Genomic DNA, 23415 nt, shown 5'->3' with positions numbered 1-23415 from the left:
GAACGGCTTTTTTTATGAGAATTGTTTAAGTGCTCTTTCGGCTAGTAAAGCAAAGTATTCTGCACTTATAGGCAGTGCCTCTTCATTAATTGTAAAAGCAGGATGATGCCATTCATGTGTACCACTCGTTCCCATAAAGACGAATGAACCTGGTATTTCCTGTTGGTAAAATGAGAAATCTTCTCCAGCCATTGACGGACTAGGCGAGATGATATTAAGATTCATCTTTGTGGCAACTTGAGTAGATAAGTCTGTAAGAGCTTTATCGTTGTGAACAGCAGGAGGACCTGAATAAAAACGGAATTTCGTTTTTACACCTAATGCATCAGATACACCTTTAATAATACGCTCCATGAGTGCTGGAATCTTTTCACGTGTTTCAGCTTGGAATGTGCGAATCGTTCCTTCTAACGTAGCTTTTTCAGGAATCACGTTCCACGTATTTCCTGCATGGATATTTGTAACACTCACAACTGCATTTTGAGATGAACTTATATTTCGGCTTACAATTGTTTGCAGTGCCATCACAATTTGAGAGGATGCGACAATAGGATCTACTCCAGCATCTGGTACAGCCGCGTGTGTACCAACTCCGTGAATTTCAATTTCAAATCGATCAACTCCGGCCATCAGTGGACCATCTTTAATGCCAATTGTACCTACTGGTAAATCAGGTTTATTATGCATGCCGAAAATCGCTTGCACATTACGTAAATGTCCAGCATCAATAACTTTGCAAGCGCCATTACTACTTTCTTCACCTGGTTGGAATATGAAGCGAACCGTTCCATTTAGGGAAGATTCTCTTTCTTTTAATAAGAAAGCAGTACCTAAAATGGCAACTGTATGAAAATCGTGTCCACAAGCATGCATTTTCCCTCGTACTTTAGATGCATAGGACAATTGTGTTTCTTCTTGAATAGGAAGGGCATCAATATCAGCACGAACTGCTACAATTGGTCCGTTTTTATTACCAGACACTTCAGCGATAATTCCTGTTTCTAAATTGGAATCAATGATAGTAATGTTTTTTTCTTCTAACCAATTTTTTATTGCTTTTGTTGTTTCGAACTCTTCATATGATAGTTCTGGATACTCATGTAAATGTCGACGGATGGAAATAAGTTTTTCTTTTAGTTGATTTGAAATAGATACCATGTAGTATGCCTTCTTTCTTCAGCAAAATATTTATCATAAGTATACAACAATAAAAGAGAGGATTCTCAAATGAAAATCCTCTCTCGTTTATCCTGTATTAATGGGCAGTCCGATTGGTTCAACTAATTAAAGTTTCACTTTATGCTGCGACTTTTTTATGCGTATGATGTTTACGATAACGTCCACGCATTGCGTATGCAATTTGCGGGATTGCAATCCCAATTAAAATAAGTGATACACCGAACCATTGTGAAGATAGTACAGCCTCTTTTAAAACGAATACTGACATAATTGTTGTAACTGGTAGTTCCGCTGCACCAAGAATAGTCGCTAAGCCAGAACCGATTTTTGGAATCCCGATTGTAAAGGCAATAGATGGAATAACGATACTAAATGTTCCTAATCCTAAACCGTATTTCCAAAGACCTTGAGAAATGGCACCATTAAAAATAAATGTTGGTGGGAATACAATCATGACTAAAGTTAAAGCACCAGTCATTAAGAGAACACCGCGCGGTAATGAAGGTACTTCAACAGCAACTTTTCCGCTTACGAAAATGTATGTTGCGAATGTAACAGCAGATAATAAACCTAAAATGACCCCAGTCGTATCGAAAGCACCTACTGATTGTTCAAGTAAACCACTTGATAAAAATGTCCCTACAAGTAAGAAAATAACAGAAATAACTTTTTCTCTTGAAGGTAATGTTTTTGTTGCGACTGCTTCAATGATAATTCCGACCCAAACGAATTGGAATAAAAGAATAATTGCAATAGAAGCTGGTACAGTTTTTAATGAAGCATAATAAAAAATTCCGGTAAAACTTGCAGATGTTCCTGCGACGAATAAAAGTAATGCTTGCTTTAAAGGAACGCGATGTCTAGAAAATAGAAGTGTAATAGCAAGCAAAATAATCCAACCGAACAAATATTGGCTGCCAATTACCTCTCCAAGTGAAAATCCTTCTGCATATGCAAGCTTAACAAAAATAGCTAAAATTCCATAACTACACGCTCCTAATAAAACTAAAAGAGAATAACGAAGCATGAAAAATTCCTCCCATCTATATGAAGTTATTCCGTATCGAAAATATATAACTAGAGGGAAGTATACAAAATTAGAAATAAAGGGTCAAATGAAAGAAAAGTATGACATTTTATAGAATAATAATAAAAGTATGATATTTATGCATAATCTTGAAATTTTTAATAGTAGAAGTATTATAAAATAAACTTTGCATTGTATAGAGATAGCATTTGAAAAAAATATTTTTTAAACCAATATGTATATAGACGTACTAGTAACGTGCTAATTATTTGAGAAACTATGTTACCTTTGTTATGGTAATAACAATTAAAGGAGTTTTATAATCCATTTGGTTTTTTTCTATATAATAGAAGGAAATGAAAACGTTTTATTAGAAACTGTGAGGAAGTGCGGTTTTTCTTATTGCCACGTTGTAAAAGTGATTTCACGAATTGTTCATAGTATTTTTATGTGTTTTTGTTACAATATTTAGGGAGAGGAGTGGAATGATGCAAGATATTAGTATTTTTTTAGCGTTTGGCGCCGGGTTCTTATCATTTATTTCCCCATGTTGCTTACCGCTTTACCCGGCATTTTTATCGTACATAACAGGTATGTCGGTTTCTGAATTGAAAGAAGAAAATGCAATGCTTCGCAAAAGAAGTATGATACATACAGCGTTTTTCTTACTTGGATTTTCAATTATATTTATTGCAATTGGATTTGGTACAAGTTTTATTGGAGGAATCTTTACTGACTATAAAGATTTAATCAGACAGTTAGGTGGTATATTTATCATCGTGTTCGGCTTAATTATTGTCGGGGTGTTTAAGCCGAAATTTTTAATGCAAGACCGTAAATTTACATTTAAAAATCGTCCAAGTGGCTATTTTGGATCAGTACTAATAGGATTAGCTTTTGCAGCAGGATGGACGCCATGTACCGGACCAATTCTAGTGTCTGTAATTGGATTAGCAGCAACAAATCCAGAATCAGCAATGATATATATGATTGCTTACATACTTGGATTTGCAATCCCGTTTTTCGTACTGTCATTCTTTATTACGAAAATGTCTTGGATTAAAAGAAATAGTATGGCCTTCATGAAAGTCGGAGGATATATTATGATTGTTATGGGTGTCTTCCTATACTTTAACTGGATGACGAAAATTATCGTATATTTCTCAAGTTTATTTGGTGGTTTTACTGGTTTTTAGTATTATTCTGCGAAAATGTTGGAAATACTAACGGAAAAGCATATAATGAAAGTATATTTTGCATATAGCCACAAAAAAGGATGAGAAAATATGAACATAGTTCTTTTATCAAGTATCGTTGCTGTTTGTATGGCTGTCGGTGCGATGTTTATTCGTTTAAAAGCAGCTAAGAAACCTGCAACATTGAAAAAAATTATACTTCCACCATTTTTTATGAGTACGGGTGCATTGATGTATGTTTTTCCTGAATTTCGATTAACTCCAGCAGAAATGTTAGAAGCAATTGGTGTCGGTTTGATTTTCTCTATTTTTCTTATTAAAACATCTAAATTTGAAATTAGAGGACAAGAGATTTATTTGAAGCGTTCAAAAGCCTTTGTTTTCATATTAATTGGATTACTTGTAGTGCGGATTGTATTTAAAACCTACTTAAGTCAATCTCTTGATTTAGGACAACTTAGTGGCATGTTCTTCTTACTTGCGTTTGCGATGATTGTGTCATGGAGAATTGCAATGTATCGTTCCTTTACGAAATTACAGAAGGAAATGGAAAAAGAAGATGGTTTTTATAATGAAAAAGATATGAAGCTAACTTAAAAACTGTATATGTACCAAATAAAAAGACAGCGTCAAAGGCGCTGTCTTTTTTATCGAAAATAATATGAAGTTACTTTGCGAGTAAAGATCGATAGTTAGAATAATCAATCTTTTTTTCTTGTAGTTTTTTTATTAAAAATTTATGATCACGCTTTGGTGTGGCAATGATATATCCCTTAATAATTAAGTCTTGTGTAATTTGAGAGGCATTTTCTTGTAATGCAAGTTCTCCGATTTTTCCAGCAATCTTTGATTTTGCAACATCACGAAATAGTTCTGGAACAGGACTTACAAGCTCTTCTAACAATTGTTTTTGTTCATCAGCCCATAAATGTCTCGTTTTATTTATGTAGTGTTCTTCCCAATCCAAAATGGACATGCCGTCTTCTTTTGGTAATCGTTTCAGGAATTTTCTGAACATAAAGTATCCACCGATAGACATAAGCCCTAACAAAATAACCGTCCATAATACAATGAACCAACTGAACCATCCTTCGAGCAAGCATATCCCCCCTTAATGATAGCGGTTTTCTTTTATTCATATTATATACAGTGAGATTCATAGAAAGCAAGAACGCTTGGTCATTTTGACCAAGCGTTATAGTTTAAACGAAGTATAGTTGTTCAACACATAAATTATTATTATCGTCTTCAACATACTCAATAATAAGTGTGCCAACTTTACGATCTTTATCTTCAGTTGTGAAAATAGAGTAAGAAGTAAAACGTGTTTTTGATAGGCCGCTTATATGTGTAGGTAAAGAAATGTAGTCGTTATCGCGGAAGAATTCCATCAGTTCAATATCCTCAAATTCTTTTCGGTCAACTTGTTTGTGTGTATAGCGGCGTTGAAGTTGTTTTAAAGATTCATTCCAAGAAATTGCTTTTGTGTCGTATACCATTGTTCTATCTCCTTACTGTATGTAATTATTAAGAACATACGTTCTAAACTAGTATACTCTTTTTATTAGAAAAGAGAAAGCAAAAAATAATGTAAGCTTGGATTTCCAAGCTTACATTATTGATGCGTCCGTCATAATCTCTATTTTTCATTATAAGTTAGATATGAATAAGAAACAAGATGATATATATAATGTTGAGAGTTTTCAAGATTCTGTATATTATAGGTGTACTAAAGTGTAAGGGAATGAGAGGTGTGGCATACGTAATTTCACTGCAAGGGCCGATGGCTAGCGGAAAAACAACATTAGCAAAAAGGTTAGAAAAGAGAGGGTTTCGAGTTATATATGAAAATCCATATCCAATTGTAGAGAAGCGAAAAAAATTGAATTTAGATATGAATTCAAAAGTAGGGTTTATTATGAATCAAAAAATGTTTATGGAAGCAAAAATAAAGGAGTTTCAAAATGTGAAAGATTCAGTCGTAATTTTTGATCGCGGACCAGAAGACATTGAGTTTTTTACACTCTTTTATCCAACGATTATAGGAGAAGAGTGGGATATAGAAACTGAATTGAAAGATGAATTATATAAATTAAGAGCATGCCGTTCGGATGTGATTTTTTACTTAGATGTTACGAAAAAGAATGTATATGATAGAAAAAATAATGATAGAACAAGAAACAGAAGTACGTTTGCGGAGCAATTTAAATTAGTAGAAACTGAAAAAGACTGGTATAAACAATTTCCTGTAACTTATGTGGACACGAATAGCTTAACAGTGGACGATTTAGAGGTATATTTTATGGACTGGTTAAAGGAGAGAGAGCTATGAAAAAAATACTTTTATTTGTATACCCAACATTTGCAGAGTTTGAAATAACAGTAGCAACGGCATTGCTGAAAAATAAATATGAAATCATTACAGCGGGCTTAACTAAAGAATTGGTTATAAGTGAAACTGGATTGCAAGTGCAGCCGCATATAGAAGTAAGTGAAGCACGTGTAGATGAGTATGAGGGGATACTTATTCCAGGTGGAGAAGAAGGACAGTTGGAAGATGCAAAACCTCTTTTTTCAATCATTCGTCAATTTCATGAACAAGAAAAATTAGTGGCGGCAATTTGTGCTGGACCGTATGCACTAGCAAAAGCAGGGGTATTTAAAGGGATTTCTTATACTGCGACTATAGATTATCAAAAATTTGATTGTTTTCCAGTAGAAAATTTCGTGTATGAAGAAGTTGTGCAACACTCAAATATCATTACAGCACAAGGGCATGCATTTGTACCATTTGGAATAGCAATTGCCTCTTATTTTGGAGTGGCAGACGAACATAATACAGATTTTTATTGTGGTAAAGGTAATGTAGTAATGGAGAAACTTTTACGAGAAAACGTGTAAAAGCTAGCAAATGCTAGCTTTTTTCTTTTTGACATCGATAAATGGCTAACGTTTTTGGGTCACGCCATATACCGTTATGAAGTGACAATTCATTTTCTACTTCTTCTTTTAGCCATACCTTCATTTCCGCGTGAAGGTATGTATTATCAGGTATATTTAGCGACGGAAACATGCTAGAAATATAGTTTACAATCGGAGTAGCATGATGAAAAACGAGAGCATTATGAATAACTGTTTCTTCAACAGTTGGAAAAACAGATTGTAATATCTCTTTACCGTTTTCTAAACAAAATGGAGTGACTGATGATGTTGTTTTCGGTAAATCAAATGCGTCTAACATACGGTTACACATTTCAACTATACGAGGTAGTGTAACGCTAGAATTTGTTGTAGCTAAAAGTGTTCCGCTAGGACAAATTACTTTATGGAATCCTTGAATTGTTTTTTCAACATCTTTCACATGGTATAACATATGTCTTGCAATTATTAGGTCATAACAATTTGTTTCGAAAGGAAGTTTACTAGCATCCCCTCGTTTCCATTCTATTAAGTTATTTGTTTTAGCAGCTTCAGCAAGCATAGCTTCGGATTGATCAAACCCGGTTAATGTGCCTTTATGACCATTTGTTTGTAAAAGGGAAAGGAATTTTCCACTAGCGCACCCAACCTCTAATATATTTTCTTCCCCTTGAAGTTGTAAATGTTCAATGACGATCTTATCTAAATCTACGTGTTTTTCTTCGTAATGTGTATGTGTGTCGATGCGTGTTTGTAAATGGTTGCTAACGTTATACTGACGTTTTACATCATTCATTTTGTCACATTCCACCTTTGTGCAAAATTGTTGGATTGCATGTGTTAATATATCTGTTTTCTTTAAACCTTCGTAATGGAGTGCTGATTCAAACCTTTTAAGTAATTTCTCTTCAATTCGAAAATGAATATCTTTTCGTTTTGTCACTGAAATTTCGCCCCTTTGCATCTGTTAGTGAGACTATAGCATGCTTGGAAATTTTGTGTAAATCATTTGTGTACACAAAATTATGGGGATGAAAAAAATGTTTGAATATGATTTTAAACTATTGACGATTTAAACGTTTTCATATATTCTTAAATTAAGTAATATTCAAATAATTCAAAAGAAATGAGAGAGTCACATGCTTCTTCAAGGAACACATCGAATTGGTCGTATGGCCATGCTGTTGGCACTTGCGGATGAGAATGAAAGTCCTGTATTATCCATTCCAAAAGGTTGGAAGTATTGTACGGGGAAAGTGGGTTCGATGAATTCGCAAAAGGTTGTCGCAGCAATGGAAACAGCGGCTAAAAGCAACCAAGTTATTGAAACAGACGTTTACAGAGAAACACATGCACTTTATCATGCAATTATGGAAGCTTTGTACGGAGTGACGAGAGGTCAAATTCAGTTAGCAGACGTTCTTCGTACAGTAGGACTTCGTTTTGCGATTGTGCGCGGTACACCATACGACGGAAAAAAAGAAGGCGAATGGGTTGCTGTTGCATTATATGGAACGATTGGTGCACCTGTAAAAGGATCTGAGCATGAGGCGATTGGTTTAGGAATTAATCACATATGATTTGCCCATAGTCTATTAGTTAGAAGGGGGCCTTACTTTTTTAGGACAGAAGTCTGTCTTAAAAAGATAAGGTCCCCTTTTGCCTTTTTAAGGAGGAAAAATGATGATTACGTTAACAGGACATACATTGACAGTTGAAGAAATGAAGAGGTTATTACTGGAAGGAGAAGGTGTAACAGCTTGTCCAAGTAGTATGCAAAAGGTAGCGGAGTGCCGCGAAGTAGTTGAGAAAATTGTAGAGGACGGAAAAGTTGTTTACGGAATTACAACTGGATTTGGAAAGTTTAGTGATGTGCTTATCCAAAAAGATGATGTAAAGGCACTTCAACATAATTTAATTCAGTCACATGCATGCGGGATTGGTGATCCATTCCCGGAAGAAGTATCACGCGGAATGTTAATTTTACGAGCGAACACGATGCTTAAAGGAGTATCTGGTGTTAGACCGCTCGTTGTAAATATGCTTCTTGAGTTTGTAAACCGTAAAATTCATCCAGTCGTTCCGCAACAAGGCTCACTTGGTGCAAGTGGCGATTTAGCACCTTTATCTCATCTTGCGCTCGTATTATTAGGCGAAGGTGAAGTGTTCTATAAGGGGAAACGCGTTCATGCAATGGTTGCTCTTACAGAAGAAGGGCTTGAGCCAATTGAACTTGAAGCGAAAGAAGGTCTTGCGTTAATTAATGGTACGCAGGCGATGACAGCACAAGGAGTTCTTTCTTATATAGAAGCAGAAGCAACGGCGTATCAAGCTGAACTAATTGCTTCGATGACAATTGAAGGGTTACAAGGCATTATTGATGCATTTGATGAAAATGTTCATAAAGCACGTGGTTATAAAGAGCAAGTGGAAGTAGCGAGCAGAATTCGTGACATCCTTCACGATAGTAAATTAACAACAAAACAAGGAGAATTACGTGTACAGGATGCCTATTCACTTCGTTGTATTCCGCAAGTACACGGTGCTTCTTGGCAAGTTTTAAATTATGTAAAAGAAAAATTAGAAATTGAAATGAATGCAGCAACAGATAATCCGCTAATTTTTGATGGCGGAGAAAAAGTAATTTCAGGTGGTAACTTCCATGGTCAACCGATTGCGTTTGCGATGGACTTCTTAAAAGTAGGAATGGCGGAACTTGCAAATATTTCGGAGCGCCGTATTGAGCGTTTAGTAAACCCGCAATTAAATGATTTACCACCATTTTTAAGTCCAGAACCAGGACTACAGTCAGGTGCAATGATTATGCAATATGCTGCAGCGTCGCTTGTTTCTGAAAATAAAACGTTAGCACATCCGGCGAGTGTAGATTCAATTCCGTCTTCTGCTAACCAAGAAGATCATGTAAGTATGGGAACAATTGCTTCACGCCATGCACATCAAATTATTCAAAATGCAAGACGTGTTCTTTCTATTGAGATGATTTGTGCAATGCAAGCAGCAGAATATCGCGGAATTGAAAACATGAGTACAGTGACGAAGAGCTTCTACCACCAAGGTCGTCAGCAGGTGCCATCTATTAAAAATGACCGTATATTCTCAACAGATATTGAAAATATTGCGCATTGGTTAAAAACGAATTATTCGATAAAAGAAAGATTAGATGTAAACGCAGCACTATAAAATGAGAAAAGGGAGAGATTGAAATGGAAAAAGTACAACAAACAATTCGCGCGCCAAGAGGTACAGAGTTACAAACGAAAGGATGGGTGCAAGAAGCTGCACTTCGTATGTTAATGAACAATTTAGATCCTGAAGTTGCTGAAAAACCAGAAGAATTAGTTGTATATGGCGGAATTGGCCGTGCAGCTCGTAACTGGGAAAGCTATCAGGCGATTGTAGATTCATTAAAAACGTTAGAAAGTGATGAAACGTTACTTGTTCAATCAGGAAAACCAGTTGCCATTTTTAAATCACATGAAGATGCACCTCGCGTTCTGTTAGCGAACTCAAACTTAGTACCGAAATGGGCAAACTGGGATCACTTCCGAGAACTAGAGAAAAAAGGTCTTATGATGTACGGACAAATGACAGCTGGTAGCTGGATTTACATTGGAACGCAAGGGATTCTACAAGGAACATATGAAACATTTGGTGAAGCGGCTCGTCAACATTTCGATGGTTCATTAAAAGGTACATTAACACTTACTGCTGGCTTAGGTGGTATGGGTGGTGCACAACCTCTTGCTGTAACGATGAATGGCGGTGTTGTCATTGCTATTGATGTAGATAAGCGTAGTATCGATCGTCGTATTGAAAAGAGATATTGTGACATGTACACAGAATCATTAGAAGAAGCATTAACTGTTGCGAACGAGTATAAAGAGAAGAAAGAACCAATTTCAATTGGCTTGTTAGGAAATGCGGCAGAGATTTTACCAGAACTAGTGAAGCGTAATATTACGCCAGATTTAGTTACGGATCAAACATCTGCTCATGATCCATTAAACGGTTATATTCCAGTAGGTTACACGTTAGAAGAAGCAGCGAAACTTCGTGAAGAAAATCCAGAACGTTACGTACAATTATCAAAAGAAAGTATGACAAAACATGTGGAAGCAATGCTTGCGATGCAAGAAAAAGGCGCAATTACATTTGATTATGGAAATAATATTCGCCAAGTTGCTTTCGATGAAGGTTTGAAAAATGCTTTCGATTTCCCAGGATTCGTTCCTGCATTTATTCGTCCATTATTCTGTGAAGGAAAAGGACCATTCCGCTGGGTGGCACTTTCTGGTGATCCAGAAGATATTTATAAAACAGACGAAGTAATTTTACGTGAGTTCGCTGATAATGAACATTTATGTAACTGGATTCGTATGGCACGTCAACAAGTTGAGTTCCAAGGACTTCCATCACGTATTTGTTGGTTAGGTTACGGTGAGCGTGCGAAATTTGGGCGCATCATTAATGAAATGGTTGCAAATGGTGAATTATCAGCACCAATCGTTATCGGTCGTGACCATTTAGATTGTGGATCAGTAGCATCTCCAAACCGTGAAACAGAAGCGATGAAAGACGGTAGTGATGCAGTAGCAGATTGGCCAATTTTAAATGCATTAATTAATAGTGTAAACGGTGCAAGCTGGGTGTCTGTTCACCACGGTGGCGGCGTTGGTATGGGATATTCACTTCACGCTGGAATGGTTATCGTTGCAGATGGAACAGAAGCAGCAGCAAAACGTATTGAGCGTGTATTAACTTCTGACCCTGGTATGGGTGTTGTTCGTCACGTGGATGCAGGATATGACTTGGCAGTGGAAACTGCGAAAGAAAAAGGCGTTAACATTCCAATGATGAAATAAGGAGGAGAAAACATGCTGGACACTTTACTAATAAATATCGGTCAATTACTAACAATGGATCAAGAAGATGGCTTGTTAAGACGGGAAGCGATGAACACGCTTCCTGTTATCGAAAACGGTGCGGTTGGAATTGAAAATGGTGTAATCACTTTCGTTGGAACAGTGGAAGAAGTGAAAGGACTTCAGGCGAAAGAAGTTATTGATTGCGGCGGGAAAATGGTTTCTCCTGGTCTTGTTGATCCGCATACTCATCTTGTATTTGGTGGATCTCGTGAAAATGAAATCGCACTAAAATTACAAGGAGTTCCGTACTTAGAAATTTTGGAAAAAGGCGGCGGTATTCTTTCAACTGTAAATGCAACGAAACAGGCGTCGAAAGAAGAACTTGTTCAAAAAGCGAAATTCCATTTAGACCGTATGCTATCTTTCGGAGTTACTACTGTAGAAGCGAAGAGTGGTTACGGATTAGATGATGAGACGGAATGGAAACAATTAGAGGCAACAGCACAATTACAAAAAGAGCATCCGATCGATTTAGTTTCAACATTTTTAGGTGCTCATGCAGTTCCGAAAGAGTATAAAGGTAAATCGAAAGAATTTTTACAATGGATGTTAGACCTACTACCAGAAATGAAAGAGAAGCAATTAGCGGAGTTCGTTGATATTTTCTGTGAAACAGGTGTGTTCTCTGTAGAAGAATCAAAAGAATTTTTATTAAAAGCGAAAGAGCTTGGCTTTGATGTGAAAATTCATGCAGATGAAATCGACCCTCTTGGTGGTGCGGAAGCAGCGGCAGAAATCGGTGCGGCATCAGCGGACCATTTAGTTGGCGCTTCTGATAAAGGGATTGAAATGCTTGCAAACTCGAGTACAGTAGCAACATTATTACCAGGAACAACTTTCTATTTAAATAAAGAAAGCTTTGCTCGTGGTCGTAAAATGATTGATGAAGGTGTTGCAGTTGCGTTGGCTACAGACTTTAACCCAGGTAGCTGTCCAACTGAAAATATTCAGCTTATTATGAGCATTGCGATGCTAAAACTGAAAATGACACCAGAAGAAGTTTGGAATGCCGTAACGGTTAACTCATCATATGCCATTAACCGCGGTGATGTAGCTGGGAAAATTAGAGTTGGTCGTAAGGCAGATTTAGTTTTATGGGATGCTTACAATTATGCTTACGTACCGTATCATTACGGCGTAAGTCATGTGAATACAGTATGGAAGAATGGTAATATTGCATATACAAGAGGTGAACAATCGTGGAGCACGGCCACTATTTAAAGAAAAATGCAAAGTTTATTGATCGTGAAGTGACAAAATGGAGTGAGATGATTAAAGTTTGGGAGGAAGGCGTAGAAATATTCGGTGCTGCCTTAATTGGAGCACCCCTTTCTAAACCATCTATTAGTCATTCAGGAGCAAGTTTTGCTCCAAAGACAATTCGTGCGATGTTAGATGCATATAGCACATATGCAATTACAGAAGAACACGATATGAAAGAAAGTGTCTTATATGATTGCGGCGATATTACGATGCATGTGACGGATATAAAAGAAAGTCATAAACGAATTGCGAAAACAGTTGGGCATGTAACGAAAGTAAACCCGAACATGATACCAATCGTTCTTGGCGGTGACCACTCGATTAGTTTTCCGAGTATAACAGGTTTTGCAAACAGTAAAGGAAAGGTCGGAATTATTCAATTTGATGCTCATCATGATTTACGTAATTTAGATGATGGAGGCCCGTCAAATGGTACACCATTCCGTAGTTTACTAGAAAATGATGTCATTGCAGGGAAACAACTTGTTCAAATTGGAATTCGTAATTTTTCTAATGCACGTGCGTACCATGAATATGCAATAGAGCATGGTGTAACAGTGTATACAATGAAAGACGTACGAGAGCGAGAAATAAAAGATATTATCACGGAAAGTATTGAAGTATTAAGAAATCAAGGTGTGACTTCTATTTATATTTCTCTTGATATGGATGTGCTAGACCAAGCGTTTGCACCAGGTTGTCCAGCAATTGGGCCTGGTGGAATGGATAGTACGACTTTACTAGATGCGATTGAATTCCTTGGTAAAGAACCGCTCGTTCAAGGGATGGATATAGTAGAGATTGATCCAACTCTTGATTTCAGAGATATGACGAGTAGAGTAGCAGCGCAAGTGATTATGAGTTTTCTTTTAGCGAGGGAAACGGTTAGTAAGCAGGTTAGTATATAGACGGAAAAGTAGATATTTATTTATGCCTTATCAAAAACACATTACTACTGAAATGTAGTGATGTGTTTTTGTGTTAAAGGAGAATGAATGTGTGTGGAACCGTTAATGGAATTGCGATTTTTATAGTGTATTGTGTAAATTTAATTTCTTGCTTCTGAAGTGTTGACGCGTAAAATGATTTTATGATAAAATAAAAATTTTGCCAAAAAACTAAAAGTGTGTTAAACTTGATAAGGTTACCATATATGGAGGTGGATTATTTGTTTCAAATTGGCGATAACATTGTTTATCCAATGCAGGGAGCAGGTATAATTAAAGCCATAGAAGAGAAGGAAATCTCAGGGGAAAAACAACAGTATTATGTTATAAAAATGTCGGCTAGTAATATGGAACTAATGATTCCAACAGGGAGAATATTGAATTCGAATATACGACCAGTTACGGATATAACCGCATTAGCACACATAATGGATATTTTTCAACATGGGGAATCAGATAGATTACTTACGTGGAAACAAAGGTATAAATTGAACACTGATAAAATAAAGACGGGTAAAATGCAAGAAGGTGCTGAAGTTGTGCGTGATTTAATGCGTATACAGAAAGAAAAAGCACTTAATGCAAGCGAAAAGAAGATGTTAGATAACGCATATGAATTTTTGATTAGTGAACTGGGATTAATTGAAGGTATCACAGAAAATCAGATAAAAAGCTTTTGTTAAGGTTCATTACAAATAATGTATTATATCCCAAAAAAGATCTTGAATTTTTTGGGAACATAATTATAGAAAATTTATCATTTCAAAGACATTCAACTCTTTCAAACCACTTTTAGAGCATTACCTCTATTGTTATTACTACAATCAAATCCATTTTTATTTTTTAATTTCATTTATGAATGTTCGAAGTTTAATTGAATACTTCGATAAAATAGTTACTTGATTTTTGCAATCCTGATTCACACTGGCACGGACGAGGAGCCGTAAGGATGAAAGAGAGGTAGGGCTTTCATTGTTTTAGGTATATAAGTTATTATTTTTAGAAGAATACTGAACCATTTTCACTTCTATTGATAAGGTGTTTTTTACTAAAGAGATAAACGAATTGACAGCCATATATGGTCAACAAAAAAGGTTTCCTCCTAAGGAAACCTTTTTAATATTATTTACAGCATTTTTTTTTTTGGATATTCGAATTTTTTATTGTAAATTCGTAAAAATTGACGTTACTATCTAAAAGTAAGTATGATGCGATTATAGTAAGATTTTTTAGGGGGGAAGAAAAATGACAAGTTCAAGTAATAAAGCAGCGAGTATTTATGAAGGAACAAATGTAAATGCTGGGGGATTTTTTGAAAACGTTGAAGAAACAAAGTTGTTTGATCCAATTCAAGTTGGAGCTTGGTCTCTTCGTAATCGTATAGTGATGGCGCCGATGACAAGATGCTTTGCAGATAATGAGACTGGAGTAGTTGGTGCTGATGTAGTGGAGTACTACAGAAAACGTGCTGCGGATGGAATTGGACTAATTATTACAGAAGGAATTGTCATTAGTCCGAGAGCAAAAGGAAACCCAGGAGTACCAGGTATTTATACACAAGAACAAATCGATTCTTGGAAACCTGTTACAGAGGCAGTACATAAAGAAGGCGGGACGATTATTGCTCAAATATGGCATGTTGGGCGTATGAGTCATCATGAAATAATTGGTGGTCAAATGCCACAAGCACCATCGGCTATAGCTGCAGAGGGAAATGTTCCACGCTTTCGTAAACCGTTTGATACGCCAGAAGCAATGACGTTAGAAGAAATACAAGAAGTGATCGGTCAATACGCACAAGCTGCGAAAAATGCGATCGAAGCTGGATTTGATGGAGTAGAAATTCACGGTGCACACGGATATTTAATCGATCAATTTACGTATGAGTTTGCGAATAAGCGAACAGATAAATATGGCGGTGATTTAAAACAAAGGTTAACGTTTATGAAAGAAGTAACGGCGGCTGTAATAGAAGCTGTTGGAGCTAATAAAACACTTCTTCGTTTCTCTGCTTTCAAAGGTGATAATCCTACTTATATGTGGGAAGATCCTGAGTTTGCAATTGAAACGTTCATAAATATGTTTAAAGAGGTTGGGTTAACGATGATCCATCCTTCAACGATGAATTATACGCAAGAGATTGCTGATGGAAAGAATTTTCATCAACTAGTAAGAAAATATTGGGATGGTACGATTGTTGGGGTTGGTAATTTAAATCCGAAAGAGGCCGAAGAAGCGTTGCAAGAAGGAACGATTGATGTAGCGGCATTCGGAAGACCGTTAATTGCTAATCCAGACTTTGTTCATCGAATTAAACACGCTGAAAGTTTAGTTGAATATGACGTGAAAGAGCATCTTGCTACGTTAGTATGAATAAAGATAAAAGGAGAGCACATCGAGTGTTCTCCTTTTATTATGGAATTTCATAGGGGGAAGCGGGATGAGTGAAACGCTACTCGTTATTATTAGTATATTACTATTTTTAATGTTGCTTTTAATCGTCTTTTTTATCATTACATTTTTTATAAAAAAACGAACACACCATTCTATTTTAAAATTACATCCATACTTAGGAAGAATGCGCTACTTACTGGAAAAGATAGGGCCTGAATTTCGACAATATTGGTTTGATCATGATACGGATGGAAAGCCTTTCTCACGTTATGATTTTCAAAGTGTTATGTTTTTAGCGAAATATCGCTCTGAAATACTTGGTTTTGGATCAAAACGAGATTTTGAAGCTTCTGGATATTATATTGCTAATACATTATTTCCGATATTAACTGAGGAATTAAGTGTGAATCTCACGCAAGAGCGGGAAGGTAAAAAGTACGTGATTCATAAAGAAGGGTTATTTTCAAGAAGAGAAAAATTAACAGCGGATACAACGAATCTTTGGCTGTACGAAGAAGATGATGCAATTATAGTCGGTGAGAACCGTAAATATCCGTGGAAGCTACATGGCATGTTTGGTGCATCTGCGACTTCTTACGGTGCGATTGGAGAAAATTATATTTTAGCGAGTGGTTTTGGAGCAAAAATGGCAGGCGGATCGTGGATTAATACGGGTGAAGGTGGCGTTATTCCAGAACATTTACATACAGGAGCGAATATCGTTGCGCAAATTGGTCCAGGGTTATTTGGATACCGTGATGAAGACGGTAATTTTTCAATGGGAAAATTCATGGAGAAAGCGAAAGAAAGTAATATTAGAGCATTCGAATTGAAATTTGGGCAAGGTGCGAAAATACGTGGTGGTCATCTAGAAGGACAAAAAGTAAATGCAAAGATTGCTTTTGTCCGGAATGTACGAGAAGGCAAGACAATTAATTCACCGAATCGATTTTCATTTTTAAATAATGCAGCAGATACACTTTATTTTATTCAGCGTTTGCAAGAAAACGGCGGTAAACCAGTCGGTATGAAAATTGTAATAGGACAGCAAAAGCCGCTAGAAGACTTATTCAAAACGATGCAAGAGTTAAACATCTATCCAGATTTCATTACAATTGATGGTTCAGAAGGTGGATCAGGAGCAACGTATAAATCGATGGCAGATAGTATGGGGATGCCGCTTATTCCAGCGTTACTAACTTGTATTGATACAGCGAATCATTATGGTGTTCGGGACAAATTCAAAGTGTTTGCCTCAGGGAAATTAATTACACCAGATAAGGTGGCGATTGCTTTAGCAATTGGAGCAGATGCCGTAAATTCAGCACGCGGATTTATGATGGCAAGTGGCTGTATTATGGCGCTTCAATGTAATTCGGGGCAATGTCCATCTGGAGTTGCGACGACAAATCCGCATTATCAAAAAGCGCTAGATCCGTATGAGAAGAAATGGCGCGTAATGAATTATGTTGTTAGTATGAGGTACAGTTTATTCTCACTTGCAGCAGCAGCGGGGGTAAAGAGTCCGCGCCATTTCACGAGAGAGCATATTGTGTTTAAAGATGAGGTGGGACGGATCGTTCCTCTTTCACAATTGTTTCCTACTAGTAAATAGAAAATAAGCTATGTTTAATAGATTAAAAGTCATACATTCGTATGGCTTTTTTCTTTAAAAAATTTTTCTGATAAAAGAATGAAAACAAGGTATGAAAAAATGACGTTTTATTTCCTGAATATTTTTACTTTAATGTATTTTAAAACCCGGGTAATCCACTGGGATAAAGGCGTTTATAGAGGTTTTCACATGTAGTGAAAAGGGCTTGTTCACTTGAAAGAACAAAAAATGTTTGGTAAGGTAGGGAACCATAAGCGAAAACAAGAAAATAGAAAAAGTCATTTTTCGAAATTTTGAATGGCTTATGTAACTAAGGGAGAGATTCGGTGAAGATTGAGATTATGGTTTCGCTTGCTATTTATATGGCAGGTATGTTGTATATCGGTTATTGGTCTTATAAGAAGACATCCGATTTATCAGATTATATGTTAGGCGGGAGGGGACTCGGTCCAGCAGTTACAGCTTTATCAGCTGGTGCTTCTGACATGAGTGGTTGGATGTTAATGGGATTACCTGGTGCGATGTATGCAACAGGATTATCAAGTGTATGGATTGCGATAGGTTTATTAATAGGTGCGTATGCAAACTATTTAATCATTGCCCCGCGTTTACGAACGTATACAGAAGTGGCAAATGATTCAATTACGATTCCAGACTTTTTAGAGAATCGGTTTAAAGATCGTACGAAAATACTTCGTTTTGTCTCCGCTGTCGTCATTTTAGTATTTTTCACATTTTATGCGTCGGCTGGTTTAGTTTCGGGTGGACGTTTGTTTGAAAATTCTTTTAACCTTGATTATAAAATTGGTTTATTTGTAACTGTCGGTGTCGTTGTTGCGTATACACTATTTGGTGGCTTTCTAGCCGTAAGTTGGACGGACTTTGTGCAAGGTTGTATTATGTTTATTGCGCTTGTACTAGTGCCAATTGTTGCCTTTACGGATGTCGGTGGTATAACAGAAACATTTAATACCATTAAGCAAGTCGATGCATCGCATTTAGATATGTTTAAAGGAACCACAATACTTGGTATTATTTCATTTTTAGCATGGGGCCTTGGATATTTTGGTCAACCACATATTATTGTCCGCTTTATGGCAATTACCTCTATTAAAGATTTAAAAACTTCTCGTAGAATCGGTATCGGTTGGATGACGATTTCAATTATAGGTGCAATGCTTACTGGTCTAATTGGTATCGCCTATTATGCTAAAAATAATACGACATTACAAGACCCAGAAATGGTCTTTGTAACATTCTCAAATATTTTATTCCATCCGTATATTACAGGATTTTTATTATCAGCTATTTTGGCTTCGATTATGAGTAGTATTTCCTCACAATTACTTGTTATTTCAAGTGCAGTAACGGAAGACTTTTATAAAACATTTTTCCGTCGTAACGCAAGTGACAAAGAACTTGTATTTATCGGTAGATTATCAGTATTAGTAGTAGCTATGATCGCAGTTGTTTTAGCGTATCATCCAAGTGATACAATTTTAACACTTGTCGGTTATGCTTGGGCTGGATTTGGTTCAGCATTCGGACCAGCCATTTTATTAAGTTTATATTGGAAAAGGACAAACAAATGGGGTGTTCTTGCAGGGATGATTGTTGGTGCAGTAGTTGTTATAGCATGGGTACAAATTCCAAGTTTAAAAGCAATTATGTATGAAATGGTACCTGGATTCTTCTGTAGTTTATTAACTGTTATCGTTGTAAGTTTATTAACGAAAGAACCCGTTAAGGCAGTTCATCGTGAATTTAATGAGATGGAAGCAGTACTGGAAGAAGAAAAGAAATGATTTGCAAAAAGAGTAAACGGTGAATAGCGTTTACTCTTTTTACATGTAAAATGAAAGTAAGGACTTATTGACAATAAAAAATAAGTAACTTATAATAAATCTTAAGTTCGAGATAAAGAATGTTCATAATAAAAATTTATTATGGTTATAAATCGAACAAATATTTTTTACGAATTATCTTGAATTCAAGATAATTCAATAGATTAGACACCGATACGTAATTTTGTAATTAATATCTCGAATTCGAGATAAAATTATAATGACGGATTTTACTTTGTAGCATGGACAAAATTAATAATGAATTTAAATGTAAAAGAATTTTTATAATGAAATAAAAAAGGAGTGGAAGAAATGGAAAAGAAAACAATGGGAATCCATCATATTACAGCGATTGTAGGGCATCCACAAGAAAATGTAGATTTTTATGCTGGTGTATTGGGGTTACGTTTAGTGAAACAAACAGTGAATTTTGATGATCCAGGTACGTACCATCTTTATTTTGGAAATGAAGGAGGAAAGCCTGGAACAATTATTACGTTTTTCCCATGGGCAGGTGCTCGTCAAGGTATTATTGGAGATGGTCAAGTAGGAATTACGTCTTACGTTGTACCAAAAGGTGCAATGGAGTTTTGGGAAAATAGATTAGAAAAGTTCGATGTTTCGTATACAAAAATGACTCGTTTTGGAGAGCAGTATTTAGAATTTGATGATCCGCATGGTTTGCATATAGAATTAGTTGAAAGAGAAAAAGGCGAATTAAATAATTGGAGTTTTGGAGAAGTTACACCAGAAGTAGCAATTAAAGGGTTTGGAGGTGCTGTTCTTTTATCTACACAGCCTCAAAAAACAGCTGAATTGTTAGAACATATTATGGGTCTTGAGAAAATTGGAGAAGAGGGTGAATTTGTTCGATTCCGTTCTTCTGCTGACATTGGAAATATTATTGATTTGAAATTATCAACAATCGGTCGTGGCCAAATGGGCGTTGGCACAGTTCATCATATTGCCTGGAGAGCGAGTGACGATGCTGATCAGCTAGACTGGAAAGAGCATGTGTCGCGTTTTGGATATCACGTAACTCCTGTACAAGATCGAAATTATTTTAACGCGATTTATTTTAGAGAACATGGTGAAATCTTATTTGAAATTGCAACAGATCCTCCTGGTTTCGCTCATGATGAATCGTTAGAGACGATGGGTGAGGAATTAAAGTTACCGGAACAATATGAACAACATAGAAAACAGATTGAACAAACGCTTTTACCATTTGAAGTGAGAAATTTAGATTAAAGTGATTGAAGGGGGAACAGGATTATGATGAAACATGTTTTTCAAAAAGGAAAAGATACGTCAAAACCAGTGTTGTTATTACTTCATGGTACAGGTGGTAATGAATTAGATTTATTACCACTTGCAGAAATAGTTGATCCGGAAGCGTCGGTATTAAGCGTTAGGGGAAATGTGTTAGAGAATGGGATGCCGCGTTTCTTCCGCCGATTAGCAGAGGGCATTTTTGATGAAGAGGATTTAATTTTCCGTACGAAGGAATTAAATGAATTTTTAGATGAAGCGGCTAAAGAATATAAATTCGATAGAAATAACATTGTAGCTATCGGTTATTCGAATGGGGCAAATATCGCAGCAAGCTTATTATTCCATTACGAAAATGCATTGAAAGGTGCTGTACTTCATCACCCAATGGTACCAAGAAGAGGAATGCAATTAGCAAATTTAGCAGGTAAATTTGTGTTTATTGCTGTTGGGACAAATGATCCAATTTGTTCATCAGCAGAGTCAGAGGAATTGAAGATACTATTAGAAAATGCAAACGCGAATGTAACAATGCATTGGGAAAATCGAGGGCATCAATTAACGATGGGTGAAGTAGAAAAAGCAAAAGAGTGGTATGACAAAGTATTTTAAAAAAGAAGCATCTGCTAACGATTAGCAGATGCTTCTTTTTTATTTAAGACTGGATTGCAAGATGGGATGAAGAAAGTGGTAGCTCAATATCAACAATTGTACCTTTATTTAATTCGCTTGAAATGTGTAATTTACCATGATGTTCTTCAATTATTTTGTAACACATCATTAATCCTAGTCCTGTGCCTTTTTCTTTTAAACTATAAAAAGGTTCGCCTAGACGGGAGATACGATCTTCTGGAATGCCACAACCTTCATCGATAATTCGTATTAAGATGAAATTATCCTCTAATGGTTTTGTTTGGATGAAAATATTTCCGCCATTTGGCATCGCTTCTATCGCATTTTTTAATATGTTTATAAAAACTTGTTTTAATTGGTTGCCGTCACATTGAATATCATATACGTAATCAAAATGATCCATGATGATATGAACGCTATGCATAATTGCAGTCGGTAAAATAAATGTAACTACCTCTTCAATTAAAGTTTGTATGTTACAAGTTTGGATAGATAATACTTGTGGCTTAGACATCGCCATAAATTGACTCGTGATGGATTCCATTTGTGAAATCTCACTTAACATAACATCGATATACCATTTTTGCTCCTCATTTATTTCAGGGAGGAGCAATGTTAGAAAACCCTTTAGGGAAGTGAGTGGATTTCGAATTTCATGGGCAATTCCAGCTGTCAGTTGTCCAACTACTGCGAGTTTCTCAGATTTTCGTAGTAACTTTTCAGTTTCTTTTAGCTCAGTAACATCTCTCCCCATCACGATAAGACCTTTGCGAGAACCATCAGGATGATAAAGCGGAACTTTTGATATACTTAAGATTAGATCGAAATCATCTCTATGTATAATAAATTCCTCGCCATGAAGAATTTGTCTTTGTTGCCATGCTAGTTCATCGATTTCTTCACAATGTAAAAAAGCTTCTCGGTATGCTTCATTATATTGAATGAGTTCGCTATCTTTTTTCCCGTGGTAAGGTACATGATGGAAGTTGAAGCAAGAAAGTGCGTAGTCATTTGCCTCAAGCCAGCGCCCTTCATGATCTTTAAATATAACAAACGCAGGCATGGAGTTTACTAATGTACGTAATCTCTTCTCACTTTCTTTTAGCATATTCTCAATTCTTTCTGATTTTTCAAGTGGCTTCATAATAGCGTATACACCAGTAAGACGATTTTGAACAAAAATAGGAACTAGTTTTGTCACAACATCTAATAAGAATCCATTTTTATGATAAATAGATAAGATATACTCTTGTTGATTATCCGCTTCAGTATTCTTTATATTTTGTAATACTTGCTCAGAAATATGGGCTCCTAAAATAGAGGTAATATTTTTCTGTTCTAATTCTAAAGAAGTGTAACCTAATATTCTTTCGGCAGAAGGATTTATATGTAGAATAACTCCTTCTAAATTTAATGAAATAATACTATCAGGATTATGTTCGAACAGAGATGCGTACATTTCTGTTAATGAACGATCTTGTATATGGTTTCGCAAACGTCTAGAAATGTTCGGATGACGTTTTTTTTGAGTTGGTGAATATTTTTTACGACTCATAATAGTTCCTCCGTACAAATAGCATCTAAAAAGATTTGTCTATTCATAACTATAATATAGATGTGATGTGTATTTCTATAAAAAATGGAAGTTATAGAATAAATTTTGTTTTTTTATTTTTTTTGCAAAGTGAATGCAGGATGGTAATAAGGGGAGCTTATATTGTTTTATAACCCTTTTGTAAGTTACAGACGGCTGTTTTCCGTATAACATTAGGGTAGAGGAGGGGAAGAGAAAATGAAAAATTATATTCAAGGGATTGATCACGTGCAAGTAGCTGCACCTGTAGGGTGTGAAGAAGAGGCGCGTGATTTTTATGGGAATAAGGTTGGTATGGTAGAAATTCCAAAGCCAGAAGAGTTGAAAAAACGAGGTGGATGTTGGTTTAAATGTGGAAATCAAGAAATCCATATTGGTGTCGAGCGGAACTTTACACCAGCTAAAAAGGCTCATCCAGCTTTTTATGTGAATGAAATTAATGAATTTAAGCAAACACTTATAGAGCAAGGTGTAAAAGTGATTGATGATTATGCACGACCAGATGTAATTCGATTTTACGTATCAGATCCGTTTGGAAACAGAATTGAATTTATGCAAAATAAAGACTAGGTGTATTCCCACCTAG

At 36.1% G+C, this 23415-nt stretch carries 23 protein-coding genes; 17 read left to right on the top strand and 6 right to left on the bottom strand.

The genetic code is table 11. The features are described 5' to 3' along the window. Positions 1-12: 12 nt before the first annotated feature. Positions 13-1158 (bottom strand): M20 peptidase aminoacylase family protein, encoded by a 1146-nt coding sequence (locus MHB52_RS19085; protein ID WP_061663275.1) that lies wholly within the window; start codon positions 1156-1158, stop codon positions 13-15. Positions 1159-1297: 139 nt separating this feature from the next. After that, positions 1298-2206: an EamA family transporter gene (locus MHB52_RS19080; RefSeq protein WP_000947046.1), complete on the bottom strand. Its 909-nt coding sequence runs from the start codon at positions 2204-2206 to the stop codon at positions 1298-1300. A 322-nt stretch (positions 2207-2528) separates the two neighbouring features. Here MHB52_RS19080 and MHB52_RS19075 point away from each other — a divergent pair, with 322 nt between their 5' ends. The 3 genes from MHB52_RS19075 to MHB52_RS19065 all read left to right on the top strand — a co-directional run bounded on the left by MHB52_RS19075 (position 2529) and on the right by MHB52_RS19065 (position 3999). After that, positions 2529-2678, top strand: coding sequence for a peptidase T (locus MHB52_RS19075; protein ID WP_080008939.1), 150 nt, complete (start codon positions 2529-2531; stop codon positions 2676-2678). A 16-nt stretch (positions 2679-2694) separates the two neighbouring features. Beyond that, on the top strand, positions 2695-3402 hold the full coding sequence (ccdA, locus tag MHB52_RS19070) for a cytochrome c-type biogenesis protein CcdA (protein WP_001152676.1): 708 nt from the start codon (positions 2695-2697) through the stop codon (positions 3400-3402). 90 nt (positions 3403-3492) lie between these two features. Then, positions 3493-3999, top strand: coding sequence for a CcdC family protein (locus tag MHB52_RS19065; protein ID WP_001028440.1), 507 nt, complete (start codon positions 3493-3495; stop codon positions 3997-3999). A gap of 70 nt (positions 4000-4069) precedes the next feature. Here MHB52_RS19065 and MHB52_RS19060 read toward each other — a convergent pair whose 3' ends face one another. Both MHB52_RS19060 and MHB52_RS19055 read right to left on the bottom strand, forming a co-directional pair. Beyond that, positions 4070-4501: a DUF2621 domain-containing protein gene (locus tag MHB52_RS19060; protein ID WP_000889373.1), complete on the bottom strand. Its 432-nt coding sequence runs from the start codon at positions 4499-4501 to the stop codon at positions 4070-4072. A 103-nt stretch (positions 4502-4604) separates the two neighbouring features. Beyond that, positions 4605-4901 carry a hypothetical protein gene (locus tag MHB52_RS19055; RefSeq protein WP_000262397.1) on the bottom strand — a complete coding sequence of 99 codons (297 nt, stop codon included), beginning with the start codon at positions 4899-4901 and terminating at the stop codon, positions 4605-4607. Positions 4902-5146: 245 nt separating this feature from the next. On the opposite strand from MHB52_RS19055, the gene MHB52_RS19050 reads away from it, so the two are divergent. Beyond that, positions 5147-5734: an AAA family ATPase gene (locus MHB52_RS19050; RefSeq protein ID WP_061663274.1), complete on the top strand. Its 588-nt coding sequence runs from the start codon at positions 5147-5149 to the stop codon at positions 5732-5734. Next, a complete protein-coding gene (locus MHB52_RS19045; RefSeq protein WP_061663273.1) occupies positions 5731-6303 on the top strand; it encodes a DJ-1/PfpI family protein in 573 nt (190 codons plus the stop codon). Before MHB52_RS19050 ends, MHB52_RS19045 begins: the two co-directional genes overlap by 4 nt. A gap of 13 nt (positions 6304-6316) precedes the next feature. Here the strand turns inward: MHB52_RS19045 and MHB52_RS19040 are convergent, their stop codons facing one another. After that, positions 6317-7264: a class I SAM-dependent methyltransferase gene (locus tag MHB52_RS19040; RefSeq protein ID WP_061663272.1), complete on the bottom strand. Its 948-nt coding sequence runs from the start codon at positions 7262-7264 to the stop codon at positions 6317-6319. Positions 7265-7460: 196 nt separating this feature from the next. Between MHB52_RS19040 and hutP the strand changes: the two genes are divergently transcribed. The 11 genes from hutP (at position 7461) to MHB52_RS18985 (ending at position 21214) form a co-directional block, all read left to right on the top strand. Further along, the gene (gene hutP, locus MHB52_RS19035) at positions 7461-7901 is read left to right on the top strand and encodes a hut operon transcriptional regulator HutP (protein WP_000926516.1); all 441 of its coding nucleotides are present in this window, start codon (positions 7461-7463) and stop codon (positions 7899-7901) included. A 103-nt stretch (positions 7902-8004) separates the two neighbouring features. Further along, a complete protein-coding gene (hutH, locus tag MHB52_RS19030) occupies positions 8005-9522 on the top strand; it encodes a histidine ammonia-lyase (protein WP_061663271.1) in 1518 nt (505 codons plus the stop codon). A gap of 23 nt (positions 9523-9545) precedes the next feature. Then, positions 9546-11204, top strand: coding sequence for a urocanate hydratase (gene hutU / locus MHB52_RS19025; RefSeq protein WP_053512829.1), 1659 nt, complete (start codon positions 9546-9548; stop codon positions 11202-11204). A gap of 12 nt (positions 11205-11216) precedes the next feature. Then, positions 11217-12488 carry an imidazolonepropionase gene (gene hutI / locus MHB52_RS19020; RefSeq protein WP_061663270.1) on the top strand — a complete coding sequence of 424 codons (1272 nt, stop codon included), beginning with the start codon at positions 11217-11219 and terminating at the stop codon, positions 12486-12488. Continuing rightward, the gene (hutG, locus tag MHB52_RS19015) at positions 12467-13438 is read left to right on the top strand and encodes a formimidoylglutamase (RefSeq protein WP_061663269.1); all 972 of its coding nucleotides are present in this window, start codon (positions 12467-12469) and stop codon (positions 13436-13438) included. The genes hutI and hutG overlap by 22 nt, the downstream gene beginning before the upstream one ends. Positions 13439-13698: 260 nt before the next feature. Next, a complete protein-coding gene (locus tag MHB52_RS19010) occupies positions 13699-14160 on the top strand; it encodes a CarD family transcriptional regulator (RefSeq protein ID WP_000486328.1) in 462 nt (153 codons plus the stop codon). 562 nt (positions 14161-14722) lie between these two features. Beyond that, complete coding sequence (locus tag MHB52_RS19005) at positions 14723-15850, top strand: alkene reductase (protein WP_061663268.1); 1128 nt, start codon at positions 14723-14725, stop codon at positions 15848-15850. 67 nt (positions 15851-15917) lie between these two features. After that, entirely contained in the window at positions 15918-17486 is a 1569-nt protein-coding gene (locus MHB52_RS19000) for an FMN-binding glutamate synthase family protein (RefSeq protein WP_000005160.1), read from the top strand. Between the two features lie 326 nt (positions 17487-17812). After that, positions 17813-19291, top strand: coding sequence for a sodium/proline symporter PutP (gene putP, locus MHB52_RS18995; protein ID WP_000687597.1), 1479 nt, complete (start codon positions 17813-17815; stop codon positions 19289-19291). Between the two features lie 351 nt (positions 19292-19642). Continuing rightward, entirely contained in the window at positions 19643-20581 is a 939-nt protein-coding gene (locus MHB52_RS18990; protein ID WP_000412731.1) for a ring-cleaving dioxygenase, read from the top strand. 24 nt (positions 20582-20605) lie between these two features. Further along, complete coding sequence (locus MHB52_RS18985) at positions 20606-21214, top strand: alpha/beta hydrolase (protein ID WP_061663267.1); 609 nt, start codon at positions 20606-20608, stop codon at positions 21212-21214. A 43-nt stretch (positions 21215-21257) separates the two neighbouring features. Here MHB52_RS18985 and MHB52_RS18980 read toward each other — a convergent pair whose 3' ends face one another. After that, positions 21258-22790: a BA3702 family sensor histidine kinase gene (locus MHB52_RS18980; protein WP_000087656.1), complete on the bottom strand. Its 1533-nt coding sequence runs from the start codon at positions 22788-22790 to the stop codon at positions 21258-21260. Between the two features lie 237 nt (positions 22791-23027). Between MHB52_RS18980 and MHB52_RS18975 the strand changes: the two genes are divergently transcribed. Continuing rightward, entirely contained in the window at positions 23028-23399 is a 372-nt protein-coding gene (locus MHB52_RS18975; RefSeq protein ID WP_000800770.1) for a VOC family protein, read from the top strand. The last annotated feature ends 16 nt before the right edge of the window (positions 23400-23415 follow it).

Source organism: Bacillus sp. FSL K6-0073, from assembly GCF_038006085.1.
In the GTDB taxonomy this organism is placed as follows: Bacteria; Bacillota; Bacilli; order Bacillales; family Bacillaceae_G; genus Bacillus_A; species Bacillus_A cereus.
The sequence above is the reverse complement of the archived record's forward strand: the minus strand, read 5'-3'. Positions and strand labels throughout refer to the sequence as shown.